A 23311-nucleotide genomic window follows, 5' to 3' on the forward strand; every position below is an offset into this window, starting at 1 on the left:
TGCACTTCTCATGATCGCGCTAGCGGCAATCACGGGATGCGTCACTGACGGACGCCCGGTTCGCGGTGAACCGCCCCCGGCCACCTCCAACAACTCTGGGCAGTCCGCAACGGAACTCGGCCTGCCCGAACAGTTCCTGCTGGACATCCCGCTGAGACGCAAGCCTGTGCCGGGGTGGACACACAACGCCGTCGACCTGGGGATGAGATCAGGCGCAGGGATCCGCTACTCCCCGATCGGCAACGACGAGAACCGAGGTATCTTTCTGGCGAACTCCGCTCGAGAATGGTGGGTTTTCGGTGTCGACGTGGCCGACGGGAGCCGCCTGTTCGAGCCGGTCTGGTTGGGTCCACATGACGATGCCGAAGCGATCATGGCCTCCGCGTGCTTCCTGAACGGGCCGACCATGGCGGTGTGCCTGCGGGATGACGCCGATGCGCAACGTCGCAACCACGCATGGGTGATCGATACCCGCACCGGCAGATTGGTCTACGACGGCGCCACCGACCTGACGTGGAAGCGCGATGTCGGCGACCCTTACGTCGAGCAGGTCGGTCAGTACCTGGTCGCCACCGTGAATGGCGTCGGCGTCTACGGCGTCGGCCAGCAGGCCGAGCTGACGTGGCACGTCCCGGGCACCGGATCCATGACGTTCCCCCTTGACGACGAACTGGACGTCGCAGCACCGGTCGTCGCCGTACAGTCCCGTCTCCGCGAGCCTGACGTGGTGTTCTCGCTCGCCGACGGCACGGTGGTCACACCACAGCTGGCGCCCGGTGAATCAGTCCAGCGTGCCGTCGCCTACCCGGGGGGATTCGCCGCCGAACTCAGAAGCGGTTCCTCCGCCACGGTCGGGATCGCGTTCTTCGACAACAACGGTCGTGCGCGCAGCCGCGTCGTTGGTGCGGTACAACTCCGCAGCGGCTCCGACATCCTCCCCATGGTCCAGACCGACACCGACGATCGTGTTCTCACGATCGCCGGCAAGCCGCTGCTCGAGCTGTCCAAATCCGTTCTGTATCCCCGTACCCGACTGGCCGGCACCACCCTGTTGATCTCCACAGACGAGGAGCATCGAACGTGGCGACAGTTTGAGCTGGGTACTGGTCACGAAGGCGCGGTCTGCGACCGGGAGGAACTCGGGTATGGCTACATCGGGTCCGGCGAAGACGTGGTGGTGACGTCGGGCTCCCGTTCGCCGGCCGAGGGCGTCGATCTGGCTACGTGCGAAACACTGTGGGCGCTGCCGGGCTCGACCCGCACCTCAACCACCGAGGTGTGGCGGGTGCACACGACGCTTGTGCACCGCGTCGGGGATCGGTTGTCGGCTCTCGTAGCACCCGGGTGATCACAACTCCCCCGCCCTCACATCAGGCCGCGGTGCGCCCGCGCGGCCTCCATATCGTCTGCGATGAAACCTTCGATGAACCCCCGCAGCATGTCTCGGCTCAGCGGCTCGGCGTGGCCGTCGAACTCGTAGATGTAGTCGCCGTCGCCGCTGATCTGCACCCACTGCAGCATCCGACGCTGCGGATCCGTACCCCAGCGCCGCGCCGGCTCGTGACGAGTCTGCACCGTCCCCGTGGCCACCACCTCGCTGCCGTCGATCATACGGGCAGGGGATTCGTCGGGATCGGCGCGCTGAACAGGAAATCCGAGGTCATCGTATTCCTCCGCCGTTTCCGGCATCGTCGGCAGGCGGCTCTCTCCTGCTGCCACCACAATCCGCGGGTGGGCACCCGCGCCGACCAGTCCCACCGATTCTGCAATCGCGGTCGCCAACGCATCCGGCGCCACCGAGTAGATGTCGACGACGTCGACACCGTCCTGATCGCGGGTCTGCCGCGCAACGAACCCGGACTCGCCCCCACGCAGCGCGTGCAGCCGCACGTCCGGCGTGTCTGCGTCTGAGTGAGTCACCCGGCATTCCACGCAGACATCGCTTCGCACAAGGGCTTCCACCCATGATCGAACTCCGGGAAGATCGCCAGCGGCGATGCGATCAGCAACCGGCTCGCCGGCTCTGGTGGCGAGCCACACCGACCCGACGGGTCGGCTACGCCCCAGCGGATAGGGCGGCGCTTCCCGGCCGAACAGTGCGCACGCCGACTCCAGGTCGACCACGGCCACGGTGTCCACCGGCGTCGCAGCGATGCTCACCCCATCCGTCATGGACCCATTCTGCGGGCGGCCACGCTCTTGCGTACAAACGGTGGGGGATACCGACGGCCAGTACGCTCGGTCGAACGCTGGGGGTTCGGTCCGATCCGGACGCACGAATGGGAGCTTTGGGACGGTGACGAGGACCGAAAGGCGGGTGGCGCTCGACGGGAACGCCCGGTTGCGTCGGGCCCGGCACCGGTGGACGGCAGTGCTGATCGCCGCATTGCTGTTCGGCACCGTGGTCTACCTGCTGGCCGTGCACACGACGACGGGCCAGCGGTTCGAAGACGCGGCGCTGCGCGGCGCCACCCAGGTCGACGCCGGGGTGCGTCAAGCGGCGCTGGACCAGTTCCACACCATCACCGTCACGTCGCAGTTGGCCGCGGCGGTGATCGTCGCCGTGATCGGGCTACTGCGCCGCCAGGTGTGGCTGGCTGTGGCCGGGGTGGGGGTGATCCTCGGCGGGCAGGCCGTCACCCAAGTGCTGAAGTACCACGTGTTGTCGCGCCCCGAACTGGTCTCGATCAACGGCACGTTCGCCGACAACACACTGCCCAGCGGGCACACCACGGCGGCGATGTCGCTGTTGTTCGCCACGCTGATCGTGATGCCGTACCGGTTCCGCGGTGTCGCGATGTTCTTCACGCTCACCTGGGCGGTCGGCATCGGTGCCTACACCGTCATCATCAAGGCCCACAGGCTCTCGGACACCCTGGCCGCCGACGCGGTGGCGCTCATCGTGGCCTGCGCTGCGTCGCACTTCCTGGCCCGCAGCGGTCGGATCCGCGCGGTGATCTCCCCGCCGGCGACGCGCTACACCCTTCGTACGGTGTTCGTCGTGCTGGTCGGCGCCGCCGGATCGGCGAGCCTGGCCCTGGGCGTGGTGCAAGTGCTGCGCGGGGCGTCAGCCCATCTGAACGACGAGCCCGCCGAGTGGCATCTGTTTCTAGGGTCGCAGTGGCTGGCCGCTGCCGGTTCGGTGGCCGCCGCGCTGCTGTTCTGGTGGACCTGGCACCGACTGGAGAGCAAACGTCGCGGCGACCCGGTCAGCACCCGCTGAGACCGGTCAGGCCGTTAGTTCGCCGTTTCGGTCGGAGCTCGGCTCGGGTCCTGTCAGCCGGTGACGGTGAGCTCGGTGTACATCCCGGCCCAGTAGTGGCCGGCGATGTTGCAGATCAGCTCGTAGCGGCCGGGTTCCAGTGCGATGGTCGTCCAGCCCGCCGCGCCGGGGACCAGTCCCTCGCCCTCGCCCGCCCCGCAGCTGGCTTCCACGTGGCCGAGGCCCGCCGATTCATCAACCTGATGACTCGCCTCGATGCGTCGCTGGCCGATCGACTCGCCCGGACCGAGCGGCAGAACGGTCAGCTCGTGAATCCACGCTCCGGTATTGAGCACCCTGAATGACACCTCACCGGCGGGCACAGTGGCCGGGTCGATCACCATGCTCATCATCCGCATTCCGCGCCACGGATACTCCTGATTCATCGTGGCCGGGCCGTATGGGCCACCCGGGCCGGTACCCCTCATGCCCTGGCCGTGCATCACCCGGGGCCCCATCATGCTGCCGTGCGTATCGGTGAGGTTGACGTCGACGACTGTGCCGGGCAACGGCGGGATCTCACACGACTGTGGCGGGTATGAGCGCGGGGCGACCGGCCCGCCAGGTCCAGCACTCCGAATGCCCGGTCCAACCGTTGCTGCCAGGGCGAAGGTGCTCGCCACTCCGAGTACGACGGCCGCCAAGCCGATCAGCAGAGCAAGCCGCAAACGTCTTGTGGCCATGATCGTCAGCGGTGTTCGCGCAGAAGGGTCATGCGACGCCGGAACTCGTCCTCGTCGATCTCGCCCCGGGCGAACCGTTCAGCCAGCAGGTCCTCGGCTCGGTTCACATTCGGGCCCTGCTGCGGTCCTCTACTCCCGCCACGATCAGAGGTGAAGTAGCGGACGGCCAAGACCACCAAAGTGATCACAACCCCCCAAAAAACCACCATGACCAGGCCCATCATGATCCAGCCGCCCCCACCCCAGCCGTGGTTCCACATCCAGCCGTCGCCGCCATACATCACCGAAATCACCCCACCGCAGCCCGATTTGTCGTCTTCGACCCACGATGCGCCCCCTATGCATCACTCTGTAGGGCCGATGGTCCCCGTCGTGACGCACGAAGGCCCTCCAGTCAGCACCAATCGGCCCGCCGCGGACGATCCGCTGACTGCATGCCCCGGCGGTGTCGCACCAGGTTCGTCGCGGGCACCGCCGCGAGGACGAACAGTGTCCCGGCCAGAAGGACGTAGAGGTGTACGCCGATCGCCATGCTCACGGGCGCGCCGTCGGCGAGGGCACCGGGTATCCGGGTGGCCTTGAGCACCTCACCTCCGAGGACGTTGAAGGTGACCGATCCGAGCGCGAGCATGACAGACACCAGACCGGCGACGGTGCCCTGCCGCTCGGTCGGTGCGAGGTCGGTCGCTAGGTTGTAGCCGGACGCACCGATCGCCCCGGCGGCCACACCGAGCATCGCTGTACAGACGATGGCCAACGGAAGCACCGATACCCCCGCGAGCATCGTAAAGGTCGCCACGACGCCGAGGGCGATACCGCCGAGGAGCGGAATCGCCGGACCGATACGTCCCGCCAACCACCCGGCGCCGACCCCGCCGATCACGATGCCGACATTGGGCGTGGCGAGCAGCACCGCGACAGTCTCTCCGTCACCCAGCCCGTAACCGAGCCCGAGATCGGCTGGCACCTGGGCAATGAGGCTCGTCAGCTGCAGCATGCTCCGGAACGAGCCTGCCGCCAGTATCAGCGCCAACAGCGTCAGCAGGACCGGGCGGCTGAGGACCCGAAGGTCGATGATGGGCTCGTCGACGCGCAGCGCGAGCAGTGCCCAGCCGACCAACGCGGTGGCACCGGCGACCAGCAGCATGATCATGCCTCCCGAGAGCCATCCGAAGTCCCTGCCGAGGCTGGTGTAGGCGAGCACCGCGGCGAGGCCGCCGCCGAGGAGAAACGCCCCGACCACATCGATCCGGCCGGTGCTGCGGACCGGCGACTCCGGGATGAACGCGTGCACGGACGCCGCAGCGGCCGCGGCGAGCACTGCCGCCACCACGAACACGCCCCGGTAGCCGACGACCTCGATGACCGGTTCCATCAGGAACGGTTCGACGATTCCGACGATCGACGAGCCGGATGTCACGAGGCCCACCACGGCCATCGCCACCCGCGGGGTGCAGATCTGGCGTGCGAGCGCCACGGTGATGAAGATCGCGGCGAAAGCGGCGCCTTGAACGCAGCGTCCCACCAGGAACAACCACATGGTTGGGGCCATCAGGCAGATCAGCGCTCCGGCACATGCCAGCAGCAGCGTGGCGATGAGCACCCGGCGCTTGCCGTAAATGTCGGAACACTTCGCGAGCAACGGTGACCAGATGGCTCCGGCCAACATCGCGCTCGCGTTCAGCCACGCGGCCTGGTCGGTGTCGAAGTGCGCCAACATCTGCGGCAGCACCATCAACGGCGAGGCGATCGCGACGTCGGCCAGGACGTTCGCCAGGATCAGGACGGCCACCCAGAGGATGAGTCGCCTGCTCCACCGGTGCTCCTGGACAGTGGAGGCACCTTGTGTGACGTTCACTGCACAGGCTGTCCGGAGCCGGAGCGGGCGCTTCCCGCCGCATCCCGGCGCCGCGCGTGCTCGTTGCTTTGCAGGCGGTTGTTGCGTGCGGTGATGGCGGCCCAGCTGGCTGGCAGCAAGTGGTCGCTGCCCCGGTGAACGTGTTGCTGGGCGGCGGTGACGTGGGGCCGAAGCCGGGTCTCGTACCGTTCGAACGCGGCGATGGGGTCAGGACCGCGCGACCGGAGTTCCTCGGCGAGAACGTGGGCGCCGGTCAGGGCGAGTGAGGTGCCGCGACCGGAGAGGAAGGCCGGGCAGTAGCCCGCGTCTCCGACGAGGGCGACGCGGCCGCGGTGCCAGCAGGGCAGGTCGATCTGGCTCGCGGCGTCGAAGAAGAAGTCGGGGGCGGCGCGGACGGCGTCGAGCAACTGGGGAATCTTCCAGGAACGGTAGTCAGCGAAGGCGGCGAGGAGTATCGCCTTCTGCGCGTCCAGGTCTTGATGGTCGTAGTGGAGCGGTTCCGAGCGGAACTGGAAGACCGCGACGGTCCGGGTCTTGTACCGGAAGACGCCGGCCAGGCGATCGGGGACGTTGTAGACGGAATTGACGTGCTCGGACCAGGCCTGGCCGGGGAGATCGGCGAGGGCGAAGTAGACACCGAGATGCCGGACATGGTCCTGTTCAGGTCCGAACATCAGCCGCCGGACCACGGAGTGCTGACCGTCGGCGCCGAGCACCAGGTCGTAGCGCCCGGTGCGGCCGGAGCCGAAGCGGACGTGAACGTCGGGGCCGCAATCGGTCAGTGTCCGGATCGAGTCACCGAAACGGATTGTCACGGCTTGCGGGAGCGCGTCGGCAAGGATGCGCACGAGGTCCTCACGCAGGATCTCGATGTCGGCGTCGGAGTCGCTCATCTCCGCCATCGCGACGCGGCCCACCGGTTTCCCGGCACCGTCGACGAACTGGCTGGACTCCGACATACGCAGCCGCTGCTGTCTGATCTTCTCGAGCAGTCCCATGCTGGTCACGGCCTCGATCGCCTCGCCACGGATGTCGACGGGCGTTCCATCGAGTCGGATGCGGCGGGCGCGCTCGACGACGGTGACGTCGTGTCCATCGGAGCCGAGTTCAAGCGCGCCGGCGAGCCCGGCGATGCCGGCGCCGGAGACGAGGATGTGCATGGTGCTTGCTCCGGGTTCTCTGCATGGAAGCGACGAGCCTTCCCAACCTTAAAGCGACATTTTGTCTCTTTAAGGTGAGGCTAGTCATGATTCGCTTGCACTGCAACGCACGACGTGACGACAATCGGCACCCGAGCGGAGGCAGAAGGTGGGTACGGGGATGACCGACGGCACCGCCAGCCGGTCGCCGGCACGCCGGCCCGGTGGGCGCAGTGCGCTGGTGCGCGGTCGGATTCTCGCCGCGACGGCCCAACTCGTCGCGCGCGACGGTATCGCCGGCTTCCGGTACGAGGAGGTCGCCGAGGTCGCCGGCGTGCACAGGACCAGCGTCTACCGCAACTGGCCCGACCGCGAGGAGTTGGTCGCCGAGGCCCTTCTGCAGTACGCCGAGGACCTGGCGTCCATCGCTGACACGGGCGACCTGCGCCGTGATCTGGTGGATTATCTGACAGCGCTCGCCAATGGGCTGGACACACCGTTCGGTCAGGCGCTCGGGCTGGCCATCCAGCCCACTCGCGAAAGCTCAACCGTGAGGCAGACAGTGGCCAGGATCCTCGAGCAGCGCGGGGCTGCCATCCGGCAGCGGGTGAACGTGGCTGTCGACCGGGGTGACCTGCCGCCATTCGACAGCACTTTTCTCGGTGAAATGCTCTCTGGCCCGGTGCATCTCATCGTCAACCGCGGCGTCCGCCCGTTTACCCGCACGGACGCGGAGCGCATTGTCGACGTCGTGCTCGCCGGGATTCGGGCCACGGTCCCGAGCAGGTGAGCACCATGGCCACCGACTCGGCCAGGCCTCAACGCCGCTCTTTGTCTCCGGCTGTCAGCGTGAAGCACTGCGTGCCCGCGGCATGCGTCCAGACCGAGTCGCGCACCAGGGTGTCACCCGAGGGTTGGGCGAAATCGGCGCAGAGCTCGAACGACCTGTCGGCGCCCGGCGAGTAGCGGTAGGGCGCACGGGTCGACGGGTCGTCGAGCGGAATCGGTGTCGGCAGCGCCGCACTCAGCTCGCCGAGGCTTTCCGGCAGCTCCGAGTTCTGCTCGTAATAGCGGTCGACCCCGGCGGCGAGTGAACGCAGATCCTCCACCCTCCGGTCGTCGATACGCCGGGCCGCCTGCTCGGACGGCGGCCCCATCAGCCACAGCCCCGCCCCCACCGCCGTCACGCTCGCCAGCACCGCGACGCCGAGGAACAGTGCCGGGACCGGCCGCCGACCGCGCTCGGTGTCCCGCAGATCCCAGAGGTAGTAGCCGAGGATCAACCCTGCGACGACCGCCACCACCAGCACCTTCAGCAGGAACCGTGCCGTGGTGCCGCCGCCGAGCACATAGGCGACGAGCGTCACGAAGTCGCCGATGATGACGGCCACCGCCACGAACATCGCGAGGTAGGTGAACCAGCGGCGGATCGCCGATCCGCGTTCGGCCGGGTCGCGCCTCAGCGATCGGGCGACGAGCCACGAGGCGACGAGGAACACCGGGAAGGCGATGATGACCCGCGCTACCGCCCACAGGACGCCCGGCACCCACATGTCCGGACCCAGCGGCACCGCGGCCGGATCGTAGAACAGGTAGTCGATCAGCGTGAAGAAGAGCCCCACCACCGAGAACGCCGTGATCCCGAGCGCAGTGAAGAGCAGGAGATAGCGGAACGCCTCTCCTGCCGAGACCTGCAGAACGGGCCGGGGAACCGGGACCGGGAACGGGACCTCGGCGAAACCGGCGAGGGCCTTCTTCACCTGTTCGGGCTGCCAGCCGGCATCGCGGAGCGCCTGCTCGATCTCCGGACGCGGGATGCCGCGCTGAAGCGCCTCGCGAACGAAGCGGGTGAGTTCGTCTGACCGTGGCGCCATCAGGCACCGATGAATTCCGGTGAGCCGTCCAGATACCGGGCCAGCGACAGCCGCAGCGCCCGAACGCGGTGGCCCGCGTCGACCTCCAGCAGGGCTGCTTCGGCGGTCATGCCGACCCACAGTTGTGCTGCCGGGTAGGGGTCGGGCCAGTCCATCGCGGCGAAGTCCGGCTCACACAGATGCGCGGTGTCCCGGTTGCGCCTGCGGACCTCGGCGGCGGTGACAGGCTCGGCCCGCGCCTCTAGCAGCAGCGCTCGGACACCGTACTCGCGCAGACAGGCGTCCAGATAGGTGCGACTCGCCCTCAGCAACCGCTCCGCCCCCGGCGGGTAGGTGTCCATCACACCCCGCGTCTCGTCGAGGATGCGGTCGTGGAAATCGCGGTGCAACGCCAGCAGATAGGCCGCACGATCCGGAAAGTGATGAAAGAAGGCGCCTTTGGAGACGCCCGCTTCCTCGACGATGCGGTTGATGCTCAGACCGGACAGGCCGGTGTCCTTCGACGCGCGGACACCGGCGTCGAGCAATGACAACCGGGTCCGTGCCGCCGATTCCTGCCTGGTCATGCCACATGGTATCGCGACGGTCACCGGGCGCCGGCCACGCTTGCCTTTTTGGGCGACGCAGCGTAATCGGTTGCCCGCGAACCGATTCGTTCGGCCTTGCGCTAGGTCGCGACCCCGAGCACCCGCTGCAGGTCCGGCTTCATCTGCAACAACTGCTGACCCCAGTATCCCCAGCTGTGGGTGCCATCATGGGGGAAGTTGAACACCCCGTTGCTCCCGCCCGCGGCCAGATAGCGCTCCTGGAACGTGCGACTGGTTCGGCCCAGGAACTTCTCCAGGAACTGCGCCGCGGCCAGGTTCCCGACGCTGGCGTGCGCGTCGAAGTCGGAGGCCGCTCCGGTGCCGGAGTAGATCCAGATCCTGGTCTGGTTGGCGACGAGTTTCGCGACGTTGACGGTGGGGTCGTTGCGCTGCCAGGCCGGGTCGTCGGACGGGCCCCACATGCTCTCGGCGTCGAACCCGCCGGCGTCTTTCATCGCGATGCCGATCAGCGTCGGCCACCACCCTTCTGACGGGTTCAGCGCCGCCGAAAGTGCTCCGGCGTACACGAACTGTGTCGGGTGCCAGATCGCCAGGGACAGGGCCGAGGACCCGGCCATCGACAATCCGACGACGGCGTTCCCGGTGGCGGATACGGATCTGGTCGCACTCAACCAGGCGGGAAGCTCGCGGGTCAGGAACGTCTCCCACTTGTAGGTGTAGGACTGCCCGTTCCCGTCGGAAGGCTGATACCAGTCGGTGTAGAAACTGGACTGGCCACCGACCGGCATCACCAACGACAGCCCCGAGCCCTCGTACCACTCGAAGGCCGGAGTGTTGATGTCCCACCCGCTGAAGTCGTCCTGGGCGCGCATTCCGTCGAGCACGTAAACCGCGCGCGGACCGCCGTACTGGAACTGGACGCGAATATCGCGCCCCATCGCCGGCGACGGCACATCCAGATACTCCACCGGCAGGCCCGGTCGCGAGAACGCGCCCGCCGGGCCCACTCCCCCGTCGGCGAGGCCGGCGCCGAAGATCACTGCCACCAACGCGGCCACCACGGAAACTCGTCGCGTCATCCTCGTCACCGTTCCACCTTTCACATACCGTCCGGTCGGTCAGTGAAATGAATGTACCTCATTCGCGGCGTGCGGTCTTCTCAGGTGCCGCGGCGACGCAGCAGCAGGATGGGCACGATCGTCGCGGCGACCACAGCGCCGATCACCGCGAGCGTGGGGAAGCTGGTCTGGGCGACGACGAGACCGGAGCCCAGACCGCCGGCCGCACCGGCAACGGCGATGAACAGGTCGACGGTGCCCTGTGTTTTCGCCCGGCCGGCCACCGCGGTGGCGTTGGTGATCGCGGTGGTGCCCGCGATCAGACCCAGGCTCCAGCCGAACCCCAGCAGCGCCAGCGCCACCGCGAGCGCGGCGATCGAATGGGCCGGGGCGAAGCCGGCCAGCGCGCCGGCGGCGATCAGGGTGACCGCGGCGAGACCGGCGGTGACGGCCGGGCCGTACCGGTCGACAAGGTACCCGGAGATCGGCGAGGGCAGGTACATCGCCGCGACGTGGATCGAGATGACCAGCCCGGCGGCCGCGAGGTCGTGGTTGTGGTGCTGCATGTAGACCGGCGTCATCGTCATCACGGCGACCATGACGAGCTGGGTGATCATCATCACCGCTGCCCCGGCCAGCACCACGGGATTCCACGACGATGTTCTCTCGCGGGGTTCGGCTACCCCGACCGTGGCGACCGGAGCGTCGGGAAGCTCAGCCGCGAGCTGTAATGGATCGGGCCGCAACAGAATCCAGATGACGATCCCTGCCGCGCCGTACGCGACGGCGGCGAGCAGGAACGGGCCGGCCAGCCGAGGCACCCCGATCACATCCGCGAGATCGCCGAGCACCCCGACGAGGTTTGGACCGATGACCGCACCCACCGTGGTCGCGACCAGCACGGTGCTGATCGCGCGGGCGCGGCGGTCGTGATGGGCGAGATCCGCACCGGCATAACGTGCCTGAAGATTCGTGGCGGTGCCGGCGCCGTAGACGAAGAGAGCGGCGAACAGCAGCGCGATGTTGTCGAGGACGGCTGCGGCGACGATACCGACGCTGCCGAGCGCTCCGGCGAGGTAGCCGGAGGCCAGGCCGACACGACGGCCGAACCGTTGCGAGAGTTGACCGACGCCCGCCGCCGCGGCTGCCGACCCGATGGTGAACAGCGCGCTCGGGATCCCGGCCATCCCGGTGGAGCCGAACATCTCCTGCGCCAGCAGTGCTCCCACGGTGACGCCGGCGGCCAGCCCAGCGCCACTGAAGATCTGCGCGGCCACCAGCACCCGCAGGGTACGTTTCTGGACCGCGTCGAGGTGCGCGCGGGTGGCGCCGAGCGGGGCCACCGCGGGTTGCTTCGGATCGATCATGAGGCGGCGGAGGGGGCAGTGGATTGTTCGCGCTCGGTGATCCAGTGGGCGGCCAACAATCCCGACAGCGCCGTCATGATGGCGGCGACGACGACGGTGGCGTGCAGGTTCAGCGCGTCGGCCACCACTCCGGCGATCAGGGCCCCGGCCGCGTAGCCGATGTCACGCCAGAACCGGTACGTGCCCAGGGCGTTCGCCCGCCAGGTGGGGTGGGCGTGATCTGAGATCGAGGCGATCAGCGCAGGATAGACCATCGCTGTGCCGATGCCCAGAGCGACAGCGGAGGTGATACCCGCGAGCAGGGGCCAAGCCAGAAGCGTCAGGGCGAGCACGAAACCGGCGGCCTGGACCAGCATTCCGGTGACGATGAGGGGTTTGCGGCCGATGCGGTCGGCGAGATGCCCGGTCGGGATCTGTCCCAGACCCCACAGCAGCGGGTAGATGCCTTTGATCAGCCCGACAGCAGCGAGCCCCAGCCCGTATTCGGTGAACAGCAGCGGGAACACGCCCCAGGTGAGGCCGTCGTTGAGGTTGTTGACCAGCCCGGCCTGGCTGGCGCCGCGCAGGCTGCGATCCTTCCACGAGGTGCGGCTGAAGATCGTCCAAAAGCCGTTTTTCTCATCGGGTTCCGTCACGGTGTGCTGGGAGAGCTCCAACTCCAGGTGGGCGGCGGTGTCGCGGACCACAAGGGACAGGCCGAGCCCGGCGGCGACGAACACCACACCGATCAACTCCGGAACCGGACGCAACCCGTAGGACGTGGCGAGGTATCCGGTCAGCAGGGCCGTGGCACCGACGGCGACATAGCCGGCTGCCTCGTTGAGCCCGGTGGCCAGGCCTCGGCGGGACGGCCCGACCAGATCGATCTTCATGTTGACCGTCATCGACCAGGCGAGCCCCTGGTTGAGACCGAGCAACACGTTCGCCGCGATGATCCACCACCACGACGGCGCCCATGCCAGCATGAAGGGCACCGGCACTCCCAGTGCCCACCCCGCCAGCAACAGTTGCTTGCGGGAGAACCGCGCGGTCAGGGCCCCGGCGGCAAGGTTGGTCAGCGCCTTGGTGATCCCGAAGGCGATGATGAACGCGAACACGGTCAGGTCGTTGGTCAGGCCGAACACCTCGGTGCCGATCAGCGGGACGGTGGTGCGTTCCAGCCCGACCAGACCACCGACGCAGATGTTGACGATCACCAGAAGGGTGAACTGCAACCAGTTCTCGCGCAGCCCCAGCCGCACCGGGCGTCCCCGCCGGTCAGGGGCGGTGGTCATCGGAGCGCCGCGACCAAGCCATCAAAGGCCATCGTGTTCTCCTCGCGCCGTGTCGGACCGTGGGTCGGCCGCCACACGGGTACCTAAGGTACATTAATCCATGGAAAGGTGGAATATGGCTGGAGTAGATCGGTCACCCGGGAAGACGAGGCTGTACGACGCGTTCGCCGCGAGCGGCAAAGCACTGGCGCACGCCAGCCGACTCGAGCTGTTGGACCTGCTCGGACAGGGGGAACGGACGGTCGACGCGCTGGCCAAAGCGTCCCGCCTGAACCTGACCACGGCGTCCGCCCACCTGCAGATCCTGAAGGCGGCCGGGTTAGTCACCACCCGGCGTGACGGCGTCCGGATCTACTATCGGCTTGCCGGCGAGGATGTCGCCCAACTGTTTGTGCTGCTGCGCAAGGTCGCCGAAGCACACCGGGCCGAAGTGCCCGCCGCCCGCGACGACTATCTCCTGTCGGGCGGCACCGATCCGGGAGCGCTGCACCGCGACGAACTGGTCGCCCGGATGGCTGACGACACCCAGGTGGTTCTGGATGTGCGGCCACGCGAGGAGTACGAGTCCGGCCACATCCCCGGCGCAGTGTCCATCCCGGTCGACGAGCTGGCCAGTCGGATCGACGAACTGCCCGACGACAGGGAGATCGTGGTGTACTGCCGGGGCGAATACTGCGTCTTCGCCTACGACGCGGTGCGGTTACTCGCCGATCGCGGTCGCCGGGCGATCCGACTCAACGACGGCATGCTCGAGTGGCGGCTGGCAGAGCTGCCGGTCGCCACCGCCTGACCGCGACGGCGTGCATGGCGGTTCAGTGTCCGGCGCCGATCTCGATGAGCAGGACTCCCACCGCGATGAGTCCGATCCCACCGAGCATCCGGCGGGTCAGCGGCTCGTTGAACAGGTAGCGGGACGCGACGGCCGTGATGGCCACTCCCGCCGCAGCCCAGACTCCGTACGCGATTCCCAGCGGCATGCCCTGACGCAGCGAACCGAGCAGCATCGTGAAGGCGAGTGCGTAGCCGATCGCGACCACCGCATAGAGCCGTGGCCGGCCGTCGGCGGCGGCCCGTAATGTCAGCGTGGCGATGACTTCGGACACGATCGCGCCCGCCAGCAGCAGGTACTGCACCTCGTCAGTCGCCTGCCGCGGACGCGCCGACGTCAGTCCGCACAGGGCGCGAACCGGTTTCGACCATCAGCACACCGGCGATGATGCAGGCCAACCCGATGGCCATCGCCATCGTGAACGCCTCGCCGAACAGCAGCGCCGACAGGCACGCCACCAGCGCGACACCCGTCGCCGCCCAGATGCCGTAGGCCACGCCGACTCCCATACCGCGCTTGAGCACAGCCGTGAGGAAGACGAAGGATGCGAGGTACCCCGCCACCACAACGATGTAGAGCACCGGGACGGTGGCCGACCCCTTGAGCGACAGCGTCGCCGCCACCTCGCAGAGGATCGCGCCGCCGAGATACAGCCAGGTCATGTGGCTCAGTCTGTCGGCTCGCCGGCATCCTCGTCCACGTCGGGGGTGTCTTTGCGGTCGTCGCCGTCGGCTTGTTTCGCCTTGGCGTTCTTGGAGGCGGCCGAACCTTCTTCGTCGTCGTAGATTCCTCTGCCGCGGGTCATCGAGTTCCTCTCACTGCGAAGCGCTTCGGAGTTTGTCCAGTAGCGGGCCCGCCGCCTCCTCGAGGAACAGCTCCTGGCTTTCGCCGCCGACCTGCACCATCGCGATGTCGGTGAATCCCGCCTCCCAGTACTTTTGCACCGATTCGACGATAGCGTCCAGGTCGGGACCGCACGGGATGGACTCGGCGACGTCCTCATGTCGGACGAACTGCGTCGCACCGTCGAACCCCGCCGTGGTCGGTAGATCCGAGTTCACCGCCCAGCCGCCGGCGAACCACCGGAACTGATCGTGTGCGCGGGCCACGGCGGCGTCGCGATCGGGATCCCAGCAGATCGGGATCTGACCGATCACCCTGACATCGCCCGGGAGACCGGTGGCCCGCCGGGTGTCGTGCCAGGAGTCGACGAGCGACTTCTCGGGCTGGACCGCGATCAGGTGGTCTGCCAGTGGGGCGAACTCCTCGATCGAGCGGTCACCGGAGACCGCCGCCGCGATCGCCACCGGAATCTCGGGAACGTCCCACAGGCGCGCGGAGTCCACCTCGAAGTACTCGCCTTTCCAGTCGACCATCTCGCCGGTCATCAATTCGCGGATGATCTGGATGGCCTCGCGCAGCATGTCGTGCCGGCGCGCGACGGTGGGCCAGCCCTTGCCGACCACGTGCTCGTTGAGGTTCTCCCCGCTGCCCAGCCCCAGCGTGAACCGGCCGTCGGCCAGAATCTGGAGAGTGGCCGCCTTCTGCGCGACGATCGCGGGGTGGTAGCGGATGGTCGGGCAGGTGACGTAGGTCATCAACTCGACCCGCTCGGTGGCGTGGGCGACTGCTCCCAGCATCGACCAGGCGTACGGTGCGTGGCCCTGTGACGACAGCCACGGAAAGTAGTGGTCGCTGGACACTTCGAAGTCGAAGCCGACGTTCTCTGCCGAAACTGCATAGCGGACAAGTTCTTTGGGGCCGCTCTGCTCGGTCATCAGGGTGTAGCCGAAACGCGTCATGGGCTTCGGATACCCGGGCTCCCCGCTACGAAACGGTGTTGCGCCAGGGACGCCGACGCGTGCGGCTGGAGTGACTGACGTTGTCAATTCCGGCATCGATCGACAGGATGGTCCGCATGACGTACGACACCGGCGGCTCCGGACCGCCGGGGGCACCTCCCCCCGGCGGCCCGCCCACCGGTTATCCCCCGCCCGGCTACCCGGGCTACCCACCACCGGGGTACGGCTACTACGGACCACCTCCGGGCTACCCACCGCCCTACGGTGGCCCGCCGCCGGGATACGGCCCGCCGCCGGGATACGGTCCGCGGCCGGCGTTCAAGCCCGGCGTCGTCCCCCTGCGTCCGCTCAGCCTGTCCGACATCTTCAACGGGGCAGTGGCCTACATCCGGGCCAATCCCAAAGCCACGCTGGGTGTCACGACGATCGTCGTGGTCGCTGCGCAGCTGTTGACGCTGGTGCTGTCACTGCTGCCGTTCGCGTTCACCGGCCAGCTCGCCCAGTCCATGGGCAGCGACGAGCCCACCGCCGAGATGCTGGTGAGCTGGGCGGCGTCCAGCCTCACCGCCTCCGTCTCCACCTTCGTGTCGGCGATCCTGCTCAGCGGCCTGCTGACGGTCGTGGTCGGGCGGGCGGTGTTCGGCGCCGGGATCACGATCGGCGACGCCTGGAGGCGACTCCGTCCGAGGCTTTGGGCGCTGATCGGGTTCACCGTGCTGCAGACCATCGGCGCGGTGCTGTTGATCGCGCTGGTGTTCCTGCCCGTGCTGGCCGTGGCGCTCGCGACTGACGTGATGATCGCGTTCCTCTTCGGCGTTCCGCTGGTCCTCGCGCTGATCGCGACCCTGGTCTATCTGGGCACGATGCTGACGTTCACCCCGGCGGCCATCGTGCTGGAGCGCCGCGACATCATCTCGTCGATCAAGCGGTCGTTCGCGCTGATCAAGGGTGACTTCTGGCGGGTCTTCGGGATCCGGCTGCTCGCCACGCTGGTGGCCAACCTGATCGCCGGGGCGGTCGCGATCCCCTTCAGTTTCGGCGGTCAGATCGTGCTGTCCACCTCGGCGTCCACCACGGCGGCAATGCTCGCCCTGGTCGCCTTCGCCGTCGGCGGCGCCATCGGTCAAATCATCACCGCCCCGTTCACCGCTGGGGTGGTCGTGCTGCAGTACACCGACCGTCGCATCAGGTCGGAGGCCTTTGACCTCGTCCTGCAGACAGGCGCAGCAGGCGGCCCGACAGCCTCGCCGGATTCCACCGACGACCTCTGGCTGACGCGCCAGAGCTGACATGCCGACGATCGACATCGACCGCGACGCGGCCCACGAGGCGGCCCAACGCGAGCTCGGCAAACCGATTTACCCCAGGCCGTCACTGACCGACCAGATCCTCGACTGGATCGACGAACTGCTTTACCGACTGGTCGCCGGTAGCGCCGACGTCCCTGGCGGCTGGTTCACCGTGTCGGTGCTGCTGATGCTGCTGGGCGTCGCCGTGTTCGTCGCGGTGCGCATCGCCCGCCGCGCCATGCGCACCGAACGCAGCCAATCCGCCGGCCTTTTCGACGGCCACGAGCTCACTGCGGCCGAACACCGCGCGACCGCCGAAGCACATGCCGCGACCGGGGAGTGGGCAGCCGCCATTCGCCACCGGCTTCGCGCGGTGGCGCGACAACTCGAGGAAAACGGGGTACTGGAACCCGTTCCCGGCCGGACAGCGACCGAACTGGCCCGAACCGCCGGCCGGGCACTACCCGCTCTGACCAACGAATTATTCACCGCAGCAGAGATTTTCAACGACGTTACCTATGGGGAGCGGCCGGGACTGGAATCGCAGTACCGGATGATCGCCTCGCTGGACAGCGAGTTGGGAACACACACGGCGCGGCGCTCCGCCGAGCCGCCGGCCACTTCGTCACCCCAGACATGGGCCGAGGTGCGATGACAGATACCTCGTCGACCGTGGTCGGCGCGACCATGGGCCAGCGGTGGCGTACCGGACGATGGGTGCTGCTCGCCCTCGTTGTCATCGTCGCCGTCGCCGCTGTGACGACCTACCTGACCTCACCGCGAAGCGGCGGTCGGATGGAAGCGACATCAACGTCTCCCGACGGGGCCCGAGCCCTGGTCACGCTGCTGCGTGACAACGGGGTGACGGTCGTCGAGGCCGAGACGGTGGAAGCCGTCGAACGCGAAGCGCAGCCCGGAAACCTGCTGGTGGTGGTACAGACGGCCCACCTGTTCGGCGATGAACTGCTCAGCCGGCTCGCGGATGTGCCGTCTGATCTGCTCCTGGTCGAGCCGGGTGGGCGAACTCGCGAACAGCTCGCGCCGGCGGTCCGCCGAGCGGATTCGACGAGTTTCGGTGGCCTCGCCCCGGAGTGTGACCTGCGGGAGGCCCGGCAGGCCGGAACCGTGCACTTCGGTGGGGCCGACAGCTTCGACGCGTCCGGCGAAACCCCGGTGACCCGGTGCTACGACGGTGTGCTGGCGCGCTACACCGAAGACGGCCGGACGACGACCGTTGTGGGCAGCGCGCATTTCATGACCAACGACGGCCTGCTCGAGGAGGGCAATGCCGCGCTCGCGATGAATCTCGCGGGACAGAGCCCCCGGGTGATCTGGTACGCACCGCAGAGCAGCGAGCCCGACGACTCCGGCGGCGGCGCAACGATTTCCGACTTGATCCCCGCACAGGTCACCTGGGTGGCGCTGCAGCTGGCGCTCGCGGTGGTGCTGCTGGCGCTGTGGAAGGGCCGCCGGATCGGCCCGCTGGTGGCCGAGCGAATGCCCGTCGTGGTGCGCGCCTCCGAGACCGTGGAGGGCCGTGGCCGGTTGTACCGTTCGCGGCGCGCCAGGGACCGGGCTGCCGAGGCGCTGCGGACGTCGACACTGCAGCGCATGCTGCCCCGCCTCGGTCTGAGCCCGACGGCCCGGCAATCGACGGTCGCCGAGGCGGTCACGGCACGGTGCGGTCTGGAAGCCCGCGCAGTCGCCCACACCCTCTACGGACCGTCGCCGACCACCGATACCGAACTGGTCACCCTCGCACGCGAACTCGACGACATGGAAAGGCTGGTCGCACAGTCGTGACACAACCCACCGAGCATGACAGCGCCCGTACCGCGCTGATGGCCCTGCGCACCGAGATCGGCAAGGTCGTCGTCGGCCAGGATGCCGTGGTGAGCGGCCTGGTGATCGCGTTGTTGTGCCGCGGACACGTGCTGCTGGAGGGGGTGCCCGGCGTCGCGAAGACCCTGCTGGTGCGCACGCTGGCGGCGGCGTTGCAGCTGGACTTCAAGCGGGTGCAGTTCACCCCGGACCTGATGCCCGGCGACGTCACCGGGTCGTTGGTCTACGACGCGCGCACCGCGGAGTTCGAGTTCCGCGCGGGCCCGGTGTTCACCAACCTGTTGTTGGCCGACGAGATCAACCGCACGCCACCCAAGACCCAGGCTGCGCTGCTGGAGGCGATGGAGGAGCGTCAGGTCAGCCTCGACGGCGAACCCCGCGCCCTGCCGGACCCGTTCATCGTCGCGGCCACTCAGAACCCGATCGAGTACGAGGGCACCTACCAGCTGCCCGAGGCCCAGCTGGATCGGTTCCTGGTGAAACTCAATGTGCCGCTGCCCCCGCGCGATCAGGAGATCGCGATCCTCGACCGCCATGCCCGCGGATTCGACCCCCGCGACCTGTCCGCCGTGAGACCGGTCGCGGGTCCGGCCGAACTGGCGGCCGCGCGAGAAGCGGTCCGGCAGGTGCTCGTCGGCGATGAAGTGCTCGGCTACATCGTCGACATCGTCGGTGCCACAAGGCATTCGCCGTCCCTTCAGCTCGGGGTGTCCCCGCGCGGGGCGACGGCTCTGCTGTCCACGTCGCGGGCGTGGGCGTGGCTGTCGGGCCGCAGCTACGTCACTCCCGACGATGTCAAGGCGATGGCCAGACCCACGCTGCGGCATCGTGTCGCGTTGCGCCCCGAGGCCGAGCTGGAAGGGGCGAGCGCAGACGGGGTGATCGAGGGCATCCTGGCCGCTGTGCAGGTGCCGAGATGATTGCTCAACAGTGATACTCACCGGGCGCACCGGGCTGGTCGCGCTGCTGTGCGTGGTACCCATCGCGTTCTCCCCCCGTCCCGCACTGGCTTTCGCCGTGTTGCTGGCGGTTCTTGCGATCGCTGTGGCGGTGGATGTCGCCCTGGCAGGCAGCCCGCGAGCCCTCACATTGACGCGCAGCGGCCAGACGTCGGCACGCCTGGGCCAGCCGGTGGTGGCGCAGCTGAGCGTCGACAGCGGTGGCCGGCGCAGGTTCCGCGGAGCGATTCGTGACGCCTGGGCTCCCAGTGCGCGCGCCGAACCCCGCACCCACCCGGTGAATCTCGCAGCGGGCCAGCGTGTTGCCCTCGAGACCCAGCTGCAGCCGGTACGTCGCGGTGATCAGGTATCGGCTCTGGTTACCGCCAGATCCGTTGGGCCGCTGGGCCTCGCCGGAAGGCAAGGTTCGCACCGGGTGCCCTGGCAGATCCGGATTCTGCCACCGTTCCTGTCGCGCAAGCATCTGCCGGCACGGCTGGCACGGTTGCGGGAGCTCGACGGCATGACTCCGGTGCTGATCCGGGGCCAGGGCACCGAATTCGATTCGCTGCGTGAATATGTGGTCGGTGACGACGTCCGCTCGATCGACTGGCGCGCGACCGCGCGGCGGGCCGATGTGGTGGTGCGCACCTGGCGGCCTGAGCGTGACCGGCGCGTGGTGATCGTGCTCGACACCGGCCGCACCTCGGCTGGGCGGGTGGGCGTGGACCCGATCGGCGCGCGTTCGCCGGGAGCCGAACCGGCCGGCTGGCCGCGGCTGGACTGGTCGATGGACGCGGCCCTGCTGCTGGCCGCGCTGGCCGCGCGGGCAGGTGACCACGTCGACTTCCTGGCCCACGACCGCGTCACCCGGGCCGGCGTCTTCAACGCCTCACGCACCGGGTTGCTGGCCAAGCTCGTCGAGGCGATGGCGCCGCTGGAACCCGCGCTTATCGAGTCGGATCCGCGCGCGCTGGTGACCGCGATCCAGCGGCGGGCGCGCCGGCGCGCGCTGGTGGTGTTGCTGACCGACCTCAACGCCTCCGCGATCGACGAGGGGCTCATCACGGTGCTGCCGCAGTTGACCGCCAAGCATCGGGTGCTGCTGGCTGCGGTCGGCGATCCGCGGGTGGACACGCTCGCCGCAGGCCGCGCCGATGCCGTGGCGGTCTACGACGCCGCCGCCGCCGAGCGTGCCCGCAACGAGCGGCGCGAGGTCGCGTCCCGGCTGCGGCGCTGCGGCGTCGACGTGGTGGACGCACCGCCGGAGGAGATCGCGCCGGCGCTCGCCGACCACTACCTGGCGATGAAGGCCACCGGCCGGCTGTAGAACTTCTCTCCGCGAGCAGACACAAACTCGTGCGATTCTGGCCCGAAATGTGCGAGTTTGTGTCTGCTCGCCGGGCAAGCCGGTATTCAACAACCGGATTTCATCCACAGGCCGTGGTATCACCGACGAGTCCCCACCGTGTGCGGGTTGACGATTCGAGGGTGCACACAGCGCTTGACGACCTGCTTCGACATGGCGGCGGATACGTCACCACAGCCGAGCTACTCGAGGTGATGTCCCGTCAACAGCTTGATCTGCAGGTGAAAAAGGGCTGGCTGGTCCGCGTGTGGCACGGCGTCTACAGCCGCACGACGCCGGATCTCCTCGGCCGGTTGACGGCGCTGGACGCGTACCTCGGCCAGCGTTCGGTCGCGTGCTTGGGGACTGCCGCCGCGTTGTACGGATTCGACACCGAGGGAACAGATTGTGTTCATGTATTGGACCCGGGTACCAGGCTCCGTCCGACGGTGGGGCTGATGGTGCATCAGCGTGGCGGCGCACCGCTGGAGCGTGTTCGCGGCCGTCTCGCCACTGCTCCTGCGTGGACGGCGGTCGAGGTGGCCCGTGAACTGCGGCGCCCGCGGGCGTTGGCGACGCTGGACGCAGCCCTGCACTCGGGCCGGTGCACGCCGGCCGATCTGGCTTCTGCGGTGTCCGAGCAGCGCGGGCGCCGCGGTATCGTCGCCGTCCGCGCACTCGTGGAGCTGGCCGACGGTCGCGCCGAATCCGCGATGGAAAGTGAAGCCCGGCTGGTGATGCTCGACCACGGATTGCCACGTCCGCAGCTTCAGTACGTGATCCACGGCCGTGCCGGTGAGACTTGGCGGGTCGACTTCGCCTGGCCGGAACACCGGGTTGCCGCGGAGTACGAGAGCATCGAATGGCACGCCGGCAGGTCCGAGATGCTGCGCGACAAGCGCCGATTCGCTGCGATCCAGCAGCTCGGCTGGACGATGATCCCGATCGTGGTGTCCGACGTCCGCCTGTACCCCGGTCAACTTGCCGGCCGGATCGCCGATCATCTGGTGCGTGCGTCGATCGCCAGTTGACCCGCGAGCAGACACAAACTCGCACATTTCGGGCCGGAATCGCACGAGTTTGTGTCTGCTCGCGGGGCGCTCCGCGCGGGGCAATCGCGGGGCAAGGGTGGGGCGGCTAGCCCGTGGGCACCAGGTCCGGCGCGTTGTCGATGTCGCCGGTCTCCCCGGCGCGCGACGCCTTGCGGCCGAAGTAGAACACGTACCCCAGGAACACCACCTCTGCTGCGATGCCGATCGCGATGCGCGCGGCCGTCGGCAACGGCGACGGCGTGACGAACGCCTCGATGACTCCGGCAGCCAGCAGTACCACCACCAGACCGAGTGCGACGGAGATCACGGCCCGGCCCTGCTCGGCCAGCACCTGACCACGCGGTCGGTTCCCCGGTGAGACCACAGACCATCCGAGGCGCATCCCGGCCCCGGCCGCAAGGAACACCGCGGTCAGCTCGATGAGGCCGTGCGGAGTGATCAGGCCTAGGAAGATATCCCCCTTTCCGGCGTCGAACATCAACCCCGCAGTCACCCCGAAATTGGCCGCGTTCTGGAACAGCACATAGGGAATCGGGATGCCGAGCAGGATCGAGAAACCGATGCACTGCGCGGCGACCCACGCATTGTTGACCCACACCTGCAGCGCGAACGATCCCGCCGGATGCTCGCTGTAGTACGAGGCGAAGTCGTTGTTGACCAGCTGGTCGATCTCGCTCGGCGTGCCGAAGGCCGCCTGCACCTCGGGGTTGCCGGCGATCCATCCGGCGATCAGCACCGCGACGACGAAGAAGCCGATCGCCGAGCCCAACCACCAGCGCCACGCGCGGTAGGCGACCACCGGGAAGGACACCGTCCAGAAACGGACGAACTCGCTCCACAGCGGCGCGTGCGCACCGGTGACCACGGAGCGGGCCCGGGCCACCAGCCCGGACAGCTTGCCGACCAGTACCGCATCCGAGGACGCCGAACGCACCATCGACAGGTGGGTGGACACGCGCTGATACAGGTCGACGAGCTCGTCGACCTCGGCGCCGGTGAGCTGCCTGCGCTTCTTCACCAGTCGGTCCAGCCGGTCCCAGGTCGGGCGATTCGCCACCACGAACGCGTCGACATCCACCTCGCCGATCCTAGTAGCGTGGCTGGCATGGTCGGTCAGCAAGAACCCGTGGTGACCGGAGACGCGGTGG

Annotated in this window: 25 protein-coding genes; 10 read left to right on the plus strand and 15 right to left on the minus strand. The window is 68.2% G+C overall.

The genetic code is table 11. The features are described from left to right. The first annotated feature begins 10 nt into the window (after positions 1-10). Positions 11-1348, plus strand: a complete 1338-nt coding sequence (locus BEMPMBAN_RS02310) for a 9-bladed beta-propeller domain-containing protein (protein ID WP_159228734.1) — start codon at positions 11-13, stop codon at positions 1346-1348. Positions 1349-1365: 17 nt separating this feature from the next. On the opposite strand, the gene BEMPMBAN_RS02315 is transcribed toward BEMPMBAN_RS02310, so the two are convergent. Further along, complete coding sequence (locus tag BEMPMBAN_RS02315; protein WP_159228735.1) at positions 1366-2172, minus strand: ESX secretion-associated protein EspG; 807 nt, start codon at positions 2170-2172, stop codon at positions 1366-1368. Positions 2173-2296: 124 nt separating this feature from the next. Between BEMPMBAN_RS02315 and BEMPMBAN_RS02320 the strand changes: the two genes are divergently transcribed. Next, complete coding sequence (locus tag BEMPMBAN_RS02320) at positions 2297-3223, plus strand: phosphatase PAP2 family protein (RefSeq protein WP_234897252.1); 927 nt, start codon at positions 2297-2299, stop codon at positions 3221-3223. Between the two features lie 53 nt (positions 3224-3276). On the opposite strand, the gene BEMPMBAN_RS02325 is transcribed toward BEMPMBAN_RS02320, so the two are convergent. From BEMPMBAN_RS02325 to BEMPMBAN_RS02340, 4 genes are all read right to left on the minus strand, one after another. Next, positions 3277-3945, minus strand: coding sequence for a hypothetical protein (locus tag BEMPMBAN_RS02325; RefSeq protein ID WP_159228737.1), 669 nt, complete (start codon positions 3943-3945; stop codon positions 3277-3279). A gap of 5 nt (positions 3946-3950) precedes the next feature. Next, positions 3951-4226, minus strand: coding sequence for an SHOCT domain-containing protein (locus BEMPMBAN_RS02330; RefSeq protein ID WP_159228824.1), 276 nt, complete (start codon positions 4224-4226; stop codon positions 3951-3953). A gap of 113 nt (positions 4227-4339) precedes the next feature. Then, entirely contained in the window at positions 4340-5803 is a 1464-nt protein-coding gene (locus BEMPMBAN_RS02335; RefSeq protein ID WP_159228738.1) for an MFS transporter, read from the minus strand. Next, positions 5800-6963, minus strand: coding sequence for an FAD-dependent monooxygenase (locus tag BEMPMBAN_RS02340; RefSeq protein ID WP_159228739.1), 1164 nt, complete (start codon positions 6961-6963; stop codon positions 5800-5802). The genes BEMPMBAN_RS02335 and BEMPMBAN_RS02340 overlap by 4 nt, the downstream gene beginning before the upstream one ends. 160 nt (positions 6964-7123) lie before the next feature. Here BEMPMBAN_RS02340 and BEMPMBAN_RS02345 point away from each other — a divergent pair, with 160 nt between their 5' ends. Further along, the gene (locus BEMPMBAN_RS02345; RefSeq protein WP_159228740.1) at positions 7124-7732 is read left to right on the plus strand and encodes a TetR/AcrR family transcriptional regulator; all 609 of its coding nucleotides are present in this window, start codon (positions 7124-7126) and stop codon (positions 7730-7732) included. A 28-nt stretch (positions 7733-7760) separates the two neighbouring features. Here BEMPMBAN_RS02345 and BEMPMBAN_RS02350 read toward each other — a convergent pair whose 3' ends face one another. The 5 genes from BEMPMBAN_RS02350 to BEMPMBAN_RS02370 form a co-directional block, all read right to left on the minus strand. Continuing rightward, complete coding sequence (locus BEMPMBAN_RS02350) at positions 7761-8816, minus strand: DUF5671 domain-containing protein (RefSeq protein ID WP_159228741.1); 1056 nt, start codon at positions 8814-8816, stop codon at positions 7761-7763. Further along, complete coding sequence (locus BEMPMBAN_RS02355) at positions 8816-9382, minus strand: TetR/AcrR family transcriptional regulator (protein ID WP_159228742.1); 567 nt, start codon at positions 9380-9382, stop codon at positions 8816-8818. The genes BEMPMBAN_RS02350 and BEMPMBAN_RS02355 overlap by 1 nt, the downstream gene beginning before the upstream one ends. Before the next feature lie 101 nt (positions 9383-9483). Beyond that, entirely contained in the window at positions 9484-10443 is a 960-nt protein-coding gene (locus BEMPMBAN_RS02360; protein ID WP_159228743.1) for an esterase family protein, read from the minus strand. A gap of 80 nt (positions 10444-10523) precedes the next feature. After that, on the minus strand, positions 10524-11789 hold the full coding sequence (locus tag BEMPMBAN_RS02365; protein WP_159228744.1) for an MFS transporter: 1266 nt from the start codon (positions 11787-11789) through the stop codon (positions 10524-10526). Further along, the gene (locus tag BEMPMBAN_RS02370) at positions 11786-13063 is read right to left on the minus strand and encodes an MFS transporter (RefSeq protein ID WP_159228745.1); all 1278 of its coding nucleotides are present in this window, start codon (positions 13061-13063) and stop codon (positions 11786-11788) included. The genes BEMPMBAN_RS02365 and BEMPMBAN_RS02370 overlap by 4 nt, the downstream gene beginning before the upstream one ends. 115 nt (positions 13064-13178) lie before the next feature. Between BEMPMBAN_RS02370 and BEMPMBAN_RS02375 the strand changes: the two genes are divergently transcribed. Then, on the plus strand, positions 13179-13853 hold the full coding sequence (locus BEMPMBAN_RS02375) for an ArsR/SmtB family transcription factor (protein ID WP_159228746.1): 675 nt from the start codon (positions 13179-13181) through the stop codon (positions 13851-13853). A gap of 22 nt (positions 13854-13875) precedes the next feature. Here the strand turns inward: BEMPMBAN_RS02375 and BEMPMBAN_RS02380 are convergent, their stop codons facing one another. Genes BEMPMBAN_RS02380 through BEMPMBAN_RS02395 form a run of 4 tightly spaced genes read right to left on the minus strand, consistent with a single transcriptional unit; the run spans position 13876 to position 15694 of the window. After that, positions 13876-14196 carry a DMT family transporter gene (locus BEMPMBAN_RS02380; RefSeq protein WP_159228747.1) on the minus strand — a complete coding sequence of 107 codons (321 nt, stop codon included), beginning with the start codon at positions 14194-14196 and terminating at the stop codon, positions 13876-13878. Between the two features lie 4 nt (positions 14197-14200). Continuing rightward, positions 14201-14554, minus strand: a complete 354-nt coding sequence (locus tag BEMPMBAN_RS02385; RefSeq protein WP_159228748.1) for a DMT family transporter — start codon at positions 14552-14554, stop codon at positions 14201-14203. A gap of 5 nt (positions 14555-14559) precedes the next feature. Next, entirely contained in the window at positions 14560-14697 is a 138-nt protein-coding gene (locus BEMPMBAN_RS02390) for a hypothetical protein (RefSeq protein ID WP_159228749.1), read from the minus strand. Positions 14698-14707: 10 nt separating this feature from the next. Then, entirely contained in the window at positions 14708-15694 is a 987-nt protein-coding gene (locus BEMPMBAN_RS02395) for an LLM class F420-dependent oxidoreductase (protein ID WP_159228750.1), read from the minus strand. 116 nt (positions 15695-15810) lie between these two features. Here BEMPMBAN_RS02395 and BEMPMBAN_RS02400 point away from each other — a divergent pair, with 116 nt between their 5' ends. The 6 genes from BEMPMBAN_RS02400 (at position 15811) to BEMPMBAN_RS02425 (ending at position 22142) form a co-directional block, all read left to right on the plus strand. Beyond that, a complete protein-coding gene (locus BEMPMBAN_RS02400) occupies positions 15811-16983 on the plus strand; it encodes a DUF7847 domain-containing protein (RefSeq protein ID WP_200845832.1) in 1173 nt (390 codons plus the stop codon). A gap of 1 nt (position 16984) precedes the next feature. Continuing rightward, positions 16985-17638: a DUF4129 domain-containing protein gene (locus tag BEMPMBAN_RS02405; RefSeq protein ID WP_159228752.1), complete on the plus strand. Its 654-nt coding sequence runs from the start codon at positions 16985-16987 to the stop codon at positions 17636-17638. Beyond that, positions 17620-18786: a DUF4350 domain-containing protein gene (locus tag BEMPMBAN_RS02410; protein WP_425294912.1), complete on the plus strand. Its 1167-nt coding sequence runs from the start codon at positions 17620-17622 to the stop codon at positions 18784-18786. Before BEMPMBAN_RS02405 ends, BEMPMBAN_RS02410 begins: the two co-directional genes overlap by 19 nt. Before the next feature lie 38 nt (positions 18787-18824). Then, the gene (locus tag BEMPMBAN_RS02415; RefSeq protein WP_425294917.1) at positions 18825-19745 is read left to right on the plus strand and encodes an AAA family ATPase; all 921 of its coding nucleotides are present in this window, start codon (positions 18825-18827) and stop codon (positions 19743-19745) included. Positions 19746-19755: 10 nt separating this feature from the next. Next, a complete protein-coding gene (locus BEMPMBAN_RS02420) occupies positions 19756-21093 on the plus strand; it encodes a DUF58 domain-containing protein (RefSeq protein WP_159228755.1) in 1338 nt (445 codons plus the stop codon). 161 nt (positions 21094-21254) lie between these two features. Further along, on the plus strand, positions 21255-22142 hold the full coding sequence (locus tag BEMPMBAN_RS02425; RefSeq protein ID WP_159228756.1) for a type IV toxin-antitoxin system AbiEi family antitoxin domain-containing protein: 888 nt from the start codon (positions 21255-21257) through the stop codon (positions 22140-22142). A gap of 106 nt (positions 22143-22248) precedes the next feature. Here the strand turns inward: BEMPMBAN_RS02425 and BEMPMBAN_RS02430 are convergent, their stop codons facing one another. Continuing rightward, positions 22249-23241 (minus strand): stage II sporulation protein M, encoded by a 993-nt coding sequence (locus BEMPMBAN_RS02430; protein ID WP_159228757.1) that lies wholly within the window; start codon positions 23239-23241, stop codon positions 22249-22251. Positions 23242-23311 lie beyond the last annotated feature (70 nt).

This window comes from Mycolicibacterium austroafricanum, from assembly GCF_902705885.1.
Lineage (GTDB): Bacteria > Actinomycetota > Actinomycetes > Mycobacteriales > Mycobacteriaceae > Mycobacterium > Mycobacterium vanbaalenii_A.